This is a genomic window from Neolewinella antarctica (assembly GCF_011927835.1).
GTDB classification, from domain to species: Bacteria; Bacteroidota; Bacteroidia; order Chitinophagales; family Saprospiraceae; genus Neolewinella; species Neolewinella antarctica.
This window is the reverse complement of the sequence record NZ_JAATJH010000005.1, coordinates 140,368-155,049: the sequence shown is the minus strand read 5'-3', so window position 1 is coordinate 155,049 and position 14,682 is coordinate 140,368. Positions and strand designations below refer to the sequence as shown.

General features: G+C 51.9%; 10 protein-coding genes. 9 read left to right on the top strand and 1 reads right to left on the bottom strand.

Annotated elements, in window-relative coordinates:
* The first annotated feature begins 1 nt into the window (after position 1).
* Complete coding sequence (locus GGR27_RS14780) at positions 2 to 6,562, top strand: polymorphic toxin type 23 domain-containing protein (protein ID WP_168038672.1); 6,561 nt, start codon at positions 2 to 4, stop codon at positions 6,560 to 6,562.
* A gap of 500 nt (positions 6,563 to 7,062) precedes the next feature.
* Here GGR27_RS14780 and GGR27_RS14775 read toward each other — a convergent pair whose 3' ends face one another.
* A complete protein-coding gene (locus GGR27_RS14775) occupies positions 7,063 to 7,395 on the bottom strand; it encodes a helix-turn-helix domain-containing protein (protein WP_168038670.1) in 333 nt (110 codons plus the stop codon).
* 179 nt (positions 7,396 to 7,574) lie between these two features.
* Here GGR27_RS14775 and GGR27_RS14770 point away from each other — a divergent pair, with 179 nt between their 5' ends.
* The 8 genes from GGR27_RS14770 to GGR27_RS14735 all read left to right on the top strand — a co-directional run bounded on the left by GGR27_RS14770 (position 7,575) and on the right by GGR27_RS14735 (position 14,637).
* Positions 7,575 to 8,543 (top strand): toprim domain-containing protein, encoded by a 969-nt coding sequence (locus GGR27_RS14770; RefSeq protein ID WP_168038668.1) that lies wholly within the window; start codon positions 7,575 to 7,577, stop codon positions 8,541 to 8,543.
* Between the two features lie 219 nt (positions 8,544 to 8,762).
* On the top strand, positions 8,763 to 10,136 hold the full coding sequence (locus GGR27_RS14765; RefSeq protein WP_168038666.1) for an ATP-binding protein: 1,374 nt from the start codon (positions 8,763 to 8,765) through the stop codon (positions 10,134 to 10,136).
* Between the two features lie 60 nt (positions 10,137 to 10,196).
* On the top strand, positions 10,197 to 11,105 hold the full coding sequence (locus GGR27_RS14760; RefSeq protein WP_168038664.1) for a tyrosine-type recombinase/integrase: 909 nt from the start codon (positions 10,197 to 10,199) through the stop codon (positions 11,103 to 11,105).
* Complete coding sequence (locus GGR27_RS14755; protein WP_168038662.1) at positions 11,102 to 11,998, top strand: tyrosine-type recombinase/integrase; 897 nt, start codon at positions 11,102 to 11,104, stop codon at positions 11,996 to 11,998. The genes GGR27_RS14760 and GGR27_RS14755 overlap by 4 nt, the downstream gene beginning before the upstream one ends.
* 78 nt (positions 11,999 to 12,076) lie before the next feature.
* Positions 12,077 to 12,364, top strand: coding sequence for a hypothetical protein (locus GGR27_RS14750; RefSeq protein WP_168038660.1), 288 nt, complete (start codon positions 12,077 to 12,079; stop codon positions 12,362 to 12,364).
* Positions 12,358 to 12,684, top strand: a complete 327-nt coding sequence (locus tag GGR27_RS14745; protein WP_168038658.1) for a type II toxin-antitoxin system RelE/ParE family toxin — start codon at positions 12,358 to 12,360, stop codon at positions 12,682 to 12,684. The genes GGR27_RS14750 and GGR27_RS14745 overlap by 7 nt, the downstream gene beginning before the upstream one ends.
* A gap of 656 nt (positions 12,685 to 13,340) precedes the next feature.
* Positions 13,341 to 14,198, top strand: a complete 858-nt coding sequence (locus tag GGR27_RS14740; RefSeq protein ID WP_168038656.1) for an HNH endonuclease — start codon at positions 13,341 to 13,343, stop codon at positions 14,196 to 14,198.
* A 1-nt stretch (position 14,199) separates the two neighbouring features.
* Positions 14,200 to 14,637, top strand: coding sequence for an SMI1/KNR4 family protein (locus GGR27_RS14735; protein WP_168038654.1), 438 nt, complete (start codon positions 14,200 to 14,202; stop codon positions 14,635 to 14,637).
* Positions 14,638 to 14,682 lie beyond the last annotated feature (45 nt).

The window sequence follows — 14,682 nt, the reverse complement described above, 5'->3', positions numbered from 1 at the left end:
CATGAAATTTCTATACCCCCTTTTTACTTTTTTGTTCTACTCAGTAATGACGACCAGCCTCGTTAGTGCACAGAGCCAGCGTCCCGCCGTGTCGGCCGCCGCCCTGGCCTACGGACAGTATGCCGATATTCCGGTGAACAACTACACCGGCACGGGTAGCGTCACGGTGCCGATCCATACCATTTCGGACGGGCCGCTATCCCTCCCCGTAGTTCTACAGTACCATACAGCAGGTAATGATGTCGCTTCGCCGGCAAGTAGTGTGGGCCTGGGATGGAATTTAAACGCGGGGGGAATGATCAGCCGAACGATACGGGGCTTAGCAGATAATGATCCTCTCAAAGGTTACTACTACAAAGGCAATTTGGTATCTAGCCGTTCGCTTCGTGATTATGATACGGAACCAGACATTTTCACGTATTCCGTAAGTGGATACAGCGGTAAATTTTTTGTTGATGCAAACCGTCAGGTACAAATGATACCAAAATCTGACGTCCGTATCAATGTGATTGCCCCGGGTTTCAGAGCTTTTGACGGAATCCTACTGACCCTTCCGGACGGTGTCCGGTATCACTTTGGAACAGTAATGAACGCTGGTGAGACTTATGCTGGTGGATACGATTACGTCGAGTTAGAAAATCGAGAACCTGCTGGTATTGATCGGCTCGTCGGTTGGCACCTAGTCGCCGTTGAGACTCCGGATCGCCTGCACCGTATTGACATTGAGTACGCTCGTACCAATTACACCTACTTTGCTTCCGCGGCGTGTGCGGAAACAGTGCGGTACCGAAAACATACTGGCAGGTTGGAAGATGAAGAGCTATGTTCGGACCGTGCAGACTCCTATTACGGTGTTAGGTCACTAGTTCCGAAGAGGATAACCAGCAATTCCGGTATTGGTGAAGTTGAATTTACCTATGGTGGGCGGCGTGATCTCGGCACCTCCACCGGTGACGGTGATCGTGCTAAGTCAATTGAGAGCGTAAAGGTTACGGATGGGAATACGTGCATAAAGTATGATCTTAATTACAGCTATTTTCAGGATGATGAGCGTTACCCTAACATTCCCGGTGTCCACCATTCTAAACTAAAATTGGAGAGCGTTCAGAAAAAATCCTGTGATGGTAGTCTCACTGAGCCGACGTGGGATTTTACTTACATTGGCCGTATCGGTAAGGGCGGCCTTCAGTTCGCACCGACCGTTCGCAACCCTAACATTGATCACTGGGGTTACTATAATTTCAACCCCGCAAAGGGAGCAAATGAATACGGAAAAGGTCTTACACCAACGGGTGCCGGTATTTCCATTGTAGGTTGGACGACTCTAGGGCGCGCGAACCGAGACTCTCATGGTCCGGCTATGCAGGACGGTATGTTGAAAAAAGTTACTTATCCCACTGGTGGCTCTTTGGAGTTGGAATACGAGGCCAACACCTACGCCAAAGCAAGAGGAAGAAAAACGGCTTTTGAGGAAGACGCCTTTTCCAGTACTTCTACGAATCGTCCCGAAGAGTCAATCTTCCCTTACTACAGTACTATTACACCGGCCAGTAACCCTCGGTGGCAACTACAGGTCGATCCACATCGTGAAGGACGGCTTGATATCGAGGGCACCCAACCCGCTGGAGCCTCCCACGGGAGTGTGGAGGTTTACACCACCGATGGAACGCTCGTCAGTCGAATTTCTCAAAGCGCAGACGATTTCAGGCCTGCCATCAGCAGTGGCAGTCTACCCAACGTTGGCGTCCCCACTGCTGCCGGCCCGATGGTGCCCGGCCAGAGTTACGTGATTAAAGTGATCGCTAGGAACGCTACCGTATCATTCAACATTACGCACGATCAGGATCCATCGAATGTGACTTGTGGAGGTTTGCGTATTAAAAGCACTCGCATCCATGACGGTATTGATGGCGATAAAGACATCGTTCAAAGCTATTCTTATCGGGCTGGCGATGGCGCTAATTTTTCAAGTGGTAGACTGGCTCGTGAACCGAAGTATGTCCATGGACTTAATGATCGTTCCGTTCTCTTTACTTCTTTTAGCGTCTCTCCTCTCTCAGGTTTTGATGGATATCACATTGGCTACGCCCGAGTAGTGGTGGACAAGAATGGTATAGGGAGCGAAGAGTATAAATATAACGTCGAGCCCGAAAGCGAACCTTCCACGCAATTTCCTACCACTCCCGCCCCCTACAGGGTAGAGTCTGGTGCTTTGAAAGAATCGTCTAGTTACGATGAAGGTAGTCAGGTGGTAAGTACCTCAAGTACTACTAGAAACCCAGGCGATACTTATCAAGTATTCGGCAACAGCTCCGCTACGGGTAGAATGTATGCAGTACGTACGAACATCCCGTCTTACGATCATGTGACCAGAAAATTGATATACAGAATTTATAACAAAGGGTACCAAATCCGGACAGCCATTTATCGTCCTAAATTCGTAACCTCCACCGTCGACGGTTTAACGACGGTAACCGAATACGGCTACCATACTAATAATCTACTACCGAACGAAGTAAAGACGACGGACAGTGATGGTGTTGAACGAAAAATCGTAACGCAGTTTGCAGCAAGTTCTTCGGTCGCTCGTGCTGCCGTCGCGAAGTATAACTTGCGACATCTCCCTTACATAACTGAACAGTACCACGGAGAAGACAAAGTAGCCGCTACGAGACTCGATTATCGATACTATCGGGCGGATGGCGCCTCGCCGAGTTCGTCGACGAGTGGTCGCTTAGATATTCCCCGCCTCTACAAAACATATCAGTACGGAACTACCTGGGATGCTACTGGAGAGGAGGCTGATTCCGATGAACGGCTAAAGGCCACCTATCTACGCTACACCCCCGAGGGACAGTTAGCTGAATATCGGGATGAGGGGTGGGGGGCCACTACTTTGACCTACGAAAATAAGAAACTTAAGTCAAAGACATTTGGTGGTCATACTGCCTCATATGCTTATGAAAGTTTCAACAGTAATAAATTAACTACCGTTACCGCAGTAGATGGCACCACTACTAGTTACACTTACGACAAGCTTGGTCGCCTTCTCACGACAACCGACGACTGCACCAATATTCTTTCTACTTACATTTACCGGTTTCGTCACGGTCACGATGGAGTCAATGTCGTAGAAAAAATGGTGGACTATACCAACGTGTCCGGGTCGAAACCATACTATTATATTCTGACCCGCCAGTACAAAGACGGGCTTGGGCGTGATATTATCAACGTTGGTCATCGTCTTGGTCCGGATAACGATGAAAGTATCATATCCGGGGTAGATTACGACCAGTACGGTCGCGTCGCGCGCAGTTACGAACCGTACGCACACGTTTACTCCTCTTATTGGGGAGGGTACGAAAAAATTCCTACCTCCCGCGCGCATACTACCCACACTTACGAAGCCAGCCCACTGAGCAGAAAAATCTCGGTTACCCCGCCAGATTGGGCTACTACACGTTTTGAATACGGGGTTAATACCGCCTCGGACTTAGTACGTAAGCAAGGAACTAATACACCTTACAATAAGGGAGAACTAACAAAGCAAGTGACTATTGACGGCAATGGTAACAAGTTCGCTGTTTTCCAGAACAAAACTGGCCAAAAAGTCTTGAGCCGACGCACTAACGGGGCCGATCAAACCGACAAACGGCGTGACACATATTATCTCTACGACGGTAAGGGCCGTCTATCCAAAGTCTTACCACCCGGGGCTACGGTCGCGGATGAGAAATTAATTTATAGCTACCTATATGATGGTACCGACAAATTGAAATCAAAAAAAATTCCTGGCAAAGACAGAATTTATTATCGGTACGACGCCCGCGACCTCTTAGTCGCCCAACGTGACGGCAACTTACTTGCGGAGAACAAGTGGTACGTCTACGATCACGATGCATTGGGTCGAGTGACTATGGAAGGATTGCGCAAGGTTTCCAATTCCGGCAGTATTATTTCTACGGAGCCACTCATTATAACCACTTACGGTACTAAAATCTGGGACAAGGATAAAGTAGCTACCGTTAGTACCAAAATTCTTGGTTCAGCTAACGATTGGCTACAGACTACGAACACATACTCAACCTGTGGTCAGTTACAAAGTCAGACGGGCAATAATCACCTGGATCCGAATTTAAGTAATTCGGAGTCCACCAGCTACGTCTACGACGGAGCTATGAATCTTACTTCTTCTACCTACAATCACCGAAGACTCAACGGTGGGTCATTGGCCATTACATCCGATCATGAATACGATCACGCGGGAAGAAATACTAAAAACTATTTTAAGGTTGGCAGCGGTAGCCGACGGCAGCTTAATAAATTAGTGTACGATGAAAAAGGTAACGTAAAGACAAAATACCAAGGACATACGGGTCTTTCGGGCGGGACGCGCGATTGGTTACAAAAAATAGATTATTTCTACCTCGAAAATGGAATGCTGGAAGGAATTAATTCCGTCAGAGGTGGATTGACTGGCTCACAGGTTGCCTTACCCAGGCATAATGACTTCGGTACCGTTCCTAATCCAGGAGCGCCTTCTACCAGTGGTTACAGTAAGAAAGACCTTTTTTATTTGCAGTTATACCGTGACGAAGCTCCACGGGTAAGTGGTTCGGCACCCGCTCCCGTACGGCGTAACGGCGACATCAGCTACGTAGTCTCGCAAGTGCGCGGCCGAACGCAACAGCTGTTCGGCATTAAGTACGATCACTTGGATCAAATGATGGAAGCTAAGTTTTACGAGCGTGCTCACGCCGCTAGTATCGCTACGAGTAAGCCTTATTATCGAGAGAGCTTAACGTATGATGAGCGTGGAAATATCGAAACGCTTGATCGAGACGGGGTAAATATTGGGCAATCCGATAGATTCTATCTGAACAACCCAATGGATAAGCTGGACTACAAATACGTGGGTGCTTCCGGACAAAAAAGTAATCGGTTACGAGCGATCAATGATACTGGAACCTCCAAAGGGTACAAACCGAACTCCGGAACCTACCGCTACGACAGAAACGGAAACATGACGTACGATCCTTCTAAGGAAATTGAAGTTGAGTACAACCACCTCGATCTACCAAAAGTCATTACGTGGCCGGCCATTCCTAACCAGCGTTTAGTAATGACCTACAGTGCTTCGGGAACTTTACTTACCCGGCAGTCGTTCGATCGTAACAACCACAGCGTAGATAAACGAGATTACATCGGTGGAATCGAGTATTTGAACGGCTTGATAGAATCAGTTGCTCACTCAGAAGGTCGGGTTTATATGGGGGGCAACGGCTCCCGCTACGACTACGCCTTAACCGATCACCTAGGTAACACCCGTCTGCTGTATTCAGACCTGAACAACAACGGCATCCCCGATGTTCCGAGTGAAATCATTCAGGAGAACCATTACCTGCCGTTTGGCATGAAAATGGTGGGACCCTGGATGGGTGGTAGTGAGCAGGACGATACGGCTTATGAATACAACGGTATTGAGCGCGTTGATGATTTTGACTTAGGGGTTAATATGGCTATGTATCGGACTTTGGACCCGGTCATTGGGCGATGGTGGCAGGTGGATCCGAAAGCGGAGGGAGCTATGGGGCATTCTCCTTATAACTCAATGTGGAATAGTCCCATAGTTTACAGTGACCCCAACGGAGATTTTGCATTCTTAGCATTTGCTGCGGTAGGAGTAGCAACTAATGGAATCATCAATTCTGCAAAAGGAGATAACTTCTTTCAAGGATGGGCAGGTGCAGCGATAGGAGGTGCGTTATCGGGTGGCTATCTTGGTGCAGTTGGCAGCGCCGTAAGTAGTCATTTGCCATCAGCTAATATTGCCCTTGGGGGGGGATTTAACCTGTCTATCTCTCCAGCAATCGCTTTTGGCAGCAATGGATTTTCAATTGGGGCCAATGCAGGACTTAGCTATAGTTCAAATGGTTTCAGTGCAGGTATTGGCGCGGGGATAGGTTACACAAACATGAGTTTGGGTCCGAATTCCGTCAAAGGCTTTACGTCTAGTTTAGGCGGAGGCTTTAGTGTAGGAAATTCTGATTGGAACGCGGGCTTCTATACGAATGCTACTAGTGGTGCCGGGATTGGACAACGAGTGGCAGGATTTCGTGCTAACCTGAAAGGAGTGAGTGTCGCTTATGAGAACGATGACGCACCTTTCGATCTTCTAGGAGGAGCAGGAAACGCGTTGAAAGACGGAGGAGATAGATTTAGAAGCAACGCCGTTTCTATAGGTTACGCAGGTATTGATTTACGATTAAATATGTTTACTGGTGATCCTACTGGCAGACCTACCGACCCTTCATCAGGTTACCCCCAAGGATACCATACGGGAAAAGCTGATATGTATCGCCTAGGCGCGCTTAGCTTGGGATACAACGGTTACCGTGCCGGATGGAATAGTGAGGGAATAAGGAACAAATTTCAGAACGAGTTTGCACATCAGAAGATAAGGCCACAAGCTTACTTCAGGAGATTGCCATCAGGTTATCCTGGCACTTTTTATTCTCAAGCTTCATCGTTCCAAAACCCTTACTCTTTATGGTCATTTTAAACGATATGAAAAGACTAACAGCTCTTTTTACAGTTTGTTATCTTCTTCTTCACTGTACGAGCGCAGAAAAACTAACCATAATCAGGGGTGATAACTCGCAGCCAGCTATCAAAATGGATGGGTATTTCTACACGAAATATGAAAATGGGTACATAGCTCTATTCTTTTACGAAAATGGAGTTGTGTACACCACGAACACCATTGAGGGAGTAAGTGACTTAGAGGACTTAGATGATCACATAAGGACGAAGCACTCAGGGGCTAACTCGGTTCAGCTGCGTTGGTTTTGGGGTATATATCGAATCGAAGGTGATATAATCAAGGTGAATTATTGGTTGAGTGGGACCGGAAGTGTTTACCCTGCGGAAATATCTGAGGGTGAAATTATTAGTCCCTCGATCATAAGAATCCCTTGGATCGATGACCAGTTGAATGAATTTAAGTTCAGGCGGTTCAGTCCCAAGCCTGATAGCACAAATGCGTTTATCAAATAAGTGAGGCTATGCCAGGTGCCCATCGAACTTCGCTTTAAAAATCAGCGCATCGATAACGTGTAGCACCTGATCACGCGCCTGCTCCGGCATGGCGGCAATCCCTTCCAGTCTGGAAATCATCTTCGTGTCCTTGACGGCCAGCGGCGAGTTACCCGCCAGGTAGTCCAAACTCACGTCCAGTTCCCGCGCGATCTTGGCGGCCACCTCGATCGAGGGGGCCATCTCGGCGCGTTCGTAGCGGCCGACTACCGCGCTGGAGGTCCCCAACTTCTCGCCCAACTCGGAGCGGGATAAGCCTTTATCTTTTCTAGCCTGGGTCATTTTATCGGCGAACTTCATACGGAAAGGTGCTTAAAGTCTAGTAAATGTTGCGATATGTGCAAAAGTAAGTGCGTGATGAGTTAAAAACAACTTCGATAAGTTTTGTATGGGTATGCGGCATAGTGTACATTTGTCATTGATAAGTGACAAATGGCTTTTTCTTCAAGTGAGGAAGAAAAGTGAAAAAAGTACCGTTGATGACCATTCCCCAGATCAAAGCCGCCCTACCCATCGCCGCCGTCCTGTCCCACTACGGTCTGGAAGCCGGGCCAACCGGCGCGATGCGGTGCCCCTTCCACGCCGATGAGTCGGCCAGCATGAAGGTGTACCACGACACGAATACGGCCTACTGCTTTGCCGGTAGCTGCGCGGTGCAAAGCGTAGACGTGATCGACTTCATCATGGCGAAGGAGAAAGGGACGAAGCGGGCGGCGATCCTGAAGGCAAAGGAGTTGTGTGGTAGGTCGCTGACTACCGAGCCGGTGAGTACACCAAAACCGGCCGCCTCGGAACTGGACCTGACCGCGATCTATGAAGAGAGTTTTGCCGGTATGCAGCGCACGCCGAGCGGTCGGGAGTACTGCACGCTGCGCGGTCTGAACCCGGAGGAAATGCAAATCGGATACCGGAGCCGGAAAGCGAAGGAACGGTGGGGACGGGGCTGCATCATCTTCCCGCTGGTCAACGAGGGCTGCAAGGTAGTAGGGCTGTACGGCCGGGCGGTCAAGGGAAGCGGACATTACTACACGCCGGACCGGGCGGGGCTGTACCCGGAGCATCCGGACGATACCACCGATACACTGCTATTGACGGAAAGCGTGATCGATGCGGCCAGTGTGTTGGATATCCTGGATGGGGTAACGGTGCTGGCACTCTACGGCACCAACGGGCTGACGGCGGCGCATCGGCTGGAAGTCAAAGGGCTAAAGGAACTAACCGAGGTGGTCCTAGCCCTGGATGGTGACGCGGCTGGCCGGAAAGCTACGGCGGCGATCGCGGCCGAGTTACGCGCCCTGCGTCCGGGGTTGAAAGTAACGACGCTGGCAGTGCCGGAAGGGGAAGACCTCAACGGAATGTGGATGAGTTACGCGGACGAAGATGGCGAGTGGTTGAAGGAGTTATACGAAGCGCGGCAAACGGTGGGAGAAGAGACCTTATATATATAGGTCAGTCGAGCGAGGCGGCAAAGGAGGTAAACGAAGAAGAGAACGTGGGCTAGTTGCTCGCCAAGTCGCACTACTTGGAATACCTCGGCGCGGCGGCGCGTTACCGGGTGCGGGGCGGTATCCAGGGCGGGGCGGAGAGCTTGAAATTGAGTCTACAAATCCAGAGCACCGGGCAAGGAATACCGGGTCAAAGTCGATCTGTACGAATACAAGCAAACGGTGAGCCTGGCCGAACGGACGGCCACGGTACTGGCCTTACGCAAAGACCAGGTACTTGATGACCTACGCCAGCTAACTGATCTGTTGGAGGCGCACCGAGAAATCCCTGCTTCCTCGTCCAAAACCTCGCACCTGCGTCCGCGCCCGAATATGCTGCCGGGAGAACGGACGGCGGTACTGACTTTTTTGCAACGGCCGGACCTACTCGATCAGCTGGGCGAGCACCTGGGCGCAGCCGGGATCGTCGGTGAAGAACAAAGCCGGTTGCTACTCTACCTGGTCGCCTTGAGTCACGGCACGGACGCGCCGTTACACGCGCTAGTACAGGGTACGAGCGGTAGCGGCAAAACGCACTTGGTCACGAAGATATCCGAACTGCTGCCGCCCGATGACGTGATCACGCTGACGCGGGTGACGGACTCGAGTTTTTACAATTACGGGCGCGAGGACCTAAAACATAAGCTGATCGTGCTGGAAGACCTGGACGGGCTGCGCGAGGATGCGCTGTATGCCTTCCGCGAGTTGCAGAGCCGGGTGCGGCTGACGTCGTCGACGTCGATCAAGGACCAGGTGGGTGAGATCTTCGCCAAAGTGCGGACGGTGGAAGGGCCGGTGGCCAGTCTGGCGGCGACAACGCAGGGGGAGGTCTACGAGGACAACCTGAGCCGGTCGCTGGTGGTGGCCGTCGACGAGAGCAAGGAGCAAACACGGGCGGTGGTGGACTACCAGAACCGGCGGGCGGCGGGGCTGGTGGATGTGGAGGAAGAACGGTCGTTGCGGGACTTTTTGCGGAGTTGGGCGCGGTTGCTGGACCGGTCTAAAGTGGTGGTGAATCCTTATGCCATGTCGGTTGCCCTGCCGGCCGAGGCCAGCAAGCTGCGGCGGCTCAACGCGCTGTACCAAAGCTTCGTGCGGCAAATCGTGCTGCTGCACCAGCACCAGCGGAAGACGGACGGGAAAGGGCGGCTAATCACCGAGGTAAGCGACCTGAAAGCGGCTTGCGAGCTGTTGTTTGATGCCATTGTTTTGAAGGTGGACGAGCTGGACGGCGCGCTCAGGTTCTTCTTTGAGAACCTTAAAAAGTACATACTGGAACGGGGGCGGGAATACGAGTTCACCCGGCGGGAAGTGCGGCAAGCCCTGCGGATATCGAAGACCCAGCAACACACCTACCTGACGCAGTTACTGGAACTTGAATACCTCAAACAGGTGGGCGGCTACGCCAACCGGGGTCTGACCTACAAAATGGCGTACTGGGATGACTCGACCGCGCTACGGGCGCGCCTGAAGGCGGAGTTGAACGCTCAACTAGCCAAACTAGAGCAGAAAGGCGAACGCAGTGGAACGCCAGGCCGAACGCCAGAGGACCAGTAAACGCTCACAAAACCTATCAAAATCCCGGTGGCGTTCGGCGTTCCGGCGAAAAGAATAAACATGGCGACTTCGCGTACGCATCTGAATCTAGTCGAGCGGGCCGAGCACCGGGCTTACCTGGCGGGTTGGGCCACGGCGGCTACCGCGCTGGGTTACGCGACGGCGAGTGTGCGGACCGATCGGTGGCGCATCCGTCGCTTTTTGGAATGGTGCGAACGGCACGGACCGGGGTGGGTGGAAGCGGTGACGGCGGCGGACCTGGAAGCTTATCGGGAATACGTGCGCGCAACGCCCAGTTTAAGCGACGGCGGACCGGTGAGTGAGTTTACCGTTTACCGGGTCTTACGGGTGGTGCAGTTGCTCTTTGATTACCTGTTACAAAGTGGGTTGGTGGCCGTCGATCCGTTCGCGGGCTTTACGATGAACCGGCCGAAGCGAGGACCGAAACGTAGCATCCTGACGCGGGCGGAAGTGACGGCTTTGTACAGGGCTTGTGATCGGCTGGAAGAACGGGCGTTGCTGGCTTTGGCCTACGGTTGCGGTCTGCGGGTCGGGGAGATCGAGCGGCTGAACGTGGCGGAGGTGAGGCTGGTGGATAAGTTGCTGGTGGTGGAGCGGGGGAAATACGACAAGCGGCGGGTGATCCCGCTGAGCGCGGGCGTGCGGCGGGACTTGCTGGTATACACGCGGCGAAGAAGTGGAACGGAACCGGCATTTATCCGGCACGGTCGGGGTGGGCGGCTACGGCGGCACACGATCCAAAAATGGCTGACGCGGCTGGCTGAACGGGCGGGTGTGGATAAGTCGGTGACGGTTCACGTACTGCGTCACACCATCGCCAGCCACCTGCTCACCGAAGGCATGGCCGTGGAGGAAGTACGGACTTTTTTGGGTCACTCGTTACTGGCTACGACGCAGCGGTACGTGCAGGTGGATGGGGAGTTGATCGATAAAATCGTGGGGGTATGATGGGCGCGGACGCAGGTGCGGAGAAAGTTGGTTTAGAGCAATGGCTGCAAAGCAAATACAGCGCTGCCAGCGTAACGGGCTACCGTTACGCGATCGGGCGTTATCTGAACTGGTCGGGGGGAGAAGCGGCAGCGTTGGCAGCTGGTTACGGTGAAGTACTGAACTACGTGAACGAACTACGCACGAAAGGACTTCGACCGCGGACACTCAAAAACCTGGTGTTCGGCATGAAGATCTACTACCACTACCTGATCGCGGCGGGGCGGCGGGCGGACCATCCGTGCCGACGTTTACGGCTGCGCGATGCGGTGGACCGGCGCATCCGGCTGGATGAGTTACACACGGGCGAGGAACTGGACGAAGTGCTGACGAGGGGAACGAGTAAAATGGCGGGGCTGACGGAGCGTAATCGGATGATCATGGGGCTACTGGTCTACCAGGCGTTGACGGTCAGCGAAGCGGTGGCTTTGCGGGTGGTAGATATCGAACTGGCGGCGGGGCGGGTCCACGTGGCGGAGAGCGTCAGTAATCTGGGGCGGACGCTGCCGTTGGTAGCCAGCCAAATCATGCAGCTACATGGCTACCTGACGAAGGATCGACCGCTACTACTGACTAGGTACGCGGACCCTGGAACGTTGTTGGTCTCCCGCTTTGGTCAGCCGCTGAAAAGTCAGGCCATTAAGCGAATCGTCAACCCCGGCGGAGAAGCCAAACGATACTTGCCGCTGCGCATCCGGCAAAGCGTGATCGCTCAGAAGCTGAAAGAAGGTCACGACTTACGGGCCGTGCAGGTCTTTGCCGGTCACCGGCAGATCAGCAGCACGGAAGCTTACCGGCAAAACGAACTGGAACAACTGCGGGCGGGCATCGAGCGGCACCACCCGCTACAATAAAAAGTAAATCAAACCAAACAGAATCATCAAACCGTTATCTTTATGCAACGACTTTATCAACCTCCCAACTTCTTAATCATGAGTACTACCGAACTCCGTACCGGCCTACTTCAGCAGATCGAGCAAGCAGACGAAAAGCTGCTGCGCGTCATCAGTTCCGTACTCGATGCGGTGAAAACCGAATACACGGAGCAAGAGGACCAGGAGTTAACCGACGCGGAAATCAATGCTTTACCAGCTCCACCGTGGGCAAAAAAGCAAACCGTGACCGAGCGCAACCAGGAACTAATGGAGGCCGACGCGGCGTGTGACCGTGGCGAGTTCGTTACGTTGGAAGCCCTGCAAGAGGAAGCCGCATCATGGTAGGAAAAGTCTTTAAAGTAGTCTTCAGCCCCAAAGCACGGCGGCGGCTGAATCAGATTACTGACTACCTCGAAGAAGTTGCTTCTAAAGCCGTAGCGCGCAAAGTGAGAAACAACATACTCGACGCGGCCGACAAACTAAAGCAACTCCCGGCAAGCAAACCAATACTGCCCGATACAGAGGACGTACCTTTTGAAGTCCGCTACGCCAAAAGTTACTCTTACAAACTGATCTTCCGGATCGAAACGACGGCCGACACCGTCCGTATCCTCAACATCAGCCACGACGCAGAGGACCCCGACCGGATCAGCAACGATCTATAAGAACTGAATAAACTGACAACTGAACCGCCCCGGCGCTGGACTCTCCAAGCCGGGGCTTTGCTGTGGTACCGGAGAAAGAAACCCGCCCACGCGCTGCGGCCAAGAATCGCTACCCGACAATGTCCGGCTAAGGCCAGGCCACTGCGGGTAGCTGGCCCTTGGCCGCAGCGCTCCCACCCCGAAAGTGGCCATTCATCCCATTATCCGCCGTCCGGTTCCGCGAAGCTCCACCGCCCGGAACCGAACCTCGAACATCGGACCAAAATGATGACCGACGGACCAAGCCGGAAACGACGGACGTGGCAGCTTGTGTTACGGCCCGTCTAACACTGGGGCTAAGTCGCCGCCCCAGACCCCGCGAAGCCCGGTCCGGATGATCACCTTATCCGGCTGCGCCAGGCTAAAGCGATCATCCAGCCCAGGCCACAACGATGCCACCGCGAGGCCGGCGGCGTCGTTATGATGGACCGATACCGAACCAATTTTTTCTTCAGCTGAAACAAAAACTGAAAGTGTCGTATCTTTTGGCTGGTGCCAACGGGCATCGGACCTTTTCTTGACTTGCCTGGAAGGTGGCGCAGTGGTTGAAGTCGGTGGATCCTAAGGCGGAGCATGATATGAGTGCAACTCCGTACAACTCAATGTATAACTCGCCAATGGTTTATACCGATCCGGCGGGGGATTTAGTTTGGTTCATTCCCGTTGTTGCGGGTGTAGTAGGTGGTGGCTTTAATCTATGGCAAAACCGGGATAACATTAATAACTTCGGCGATGGTCTAGCAGCCTTCGGTATTGGAGCCGCGGCAGGCGTTGCAGGTGTTTACGCCGCACCAGTTGCCAGTGTTGGAGTAACACTAGGGGCTACAGTCACTTCCTATGCCGCCGCCGGGGCCGTTGGCGGAGCAGTTGGTGGTGCATTACAAGGCTTTGGAAACGGTACATATTTTGGGACTGGCTCCTTAAGTGACCGAGTATTTAATGGTGTTAGCCAAGCTTTTCAAGGCGCTGTGATTGGGGGTATAACAGGTGGAATATTCGGGGGAGTAACTGGAGCCTTCACTCATTGGCTCACGCCTAAAGTCCCTACAGCTAGTGCGGTGCTAGATGACTTTAATGTAGAAGACCAAATAGCTAGTAATAGGAGCGGAGAAGTAACACTAGATACCCCAATTGAAGTTACGACTTCTGCTAGAAGTACGAGAAATCCTCATTTGGCTGGTAAAAACCATCTAAAGACAAATGTTCCGTATGATATCCATGGATATCCTAATTTTAAAGGCCATCTACACCCAAGCGTCACCAATGATGTGATTATTGGCCCTACTGGTAGACGCTTAGCAGATGAGGCGGCTGCTAACGCCGCTGCTGGTCTGGTAAAAACACCAAAGGGATGGACATGGCATCATCATCAACAATTTGGCCGGATGCAGCTAGTCAACAGGACTATTCATACTCAAACCGGTCACACAGGGGGAGCTAAATTATGGAAAGCCATTTTGGCACAAGGAGGATAATATGACATTTACTGAAACAGAGCCTCAAGTCAAACTGGAGGAACTAAAAAGAATAGAGGGTAAGTACGATATAGAATTACCGCCAGCATATATTGAACACATGCTCAATTATAACGGAGGGAGTTGTACACCTGATGTCTTTTCGTTTATTGAAGATGGACAACCATCTGAATCTCGCGTACACTATTTTCTTGCTGTGAATAGTGGCGATGACTATGATTTAGAGAGTTGCATCAATGATCTAAATGGTGATGATCGCGTAGAGAGAAATCTTATTCCGATAGCGACTGATCCTTTTGGTAATTTTATTCTTCTCAGCTGTAGAACAGTAGATTTTGGCGCTTTATATTTTTGGGATCATGAGAATGAATTTAATGAGAATTACATACCAGTTTACTTAGCAGATAATCTTAAAGATTTTTTAACTAATTTGTACTAATCGGCATAAGTCAACCGTGTCTTAGCATCCCAGCGCAAGTGTCAT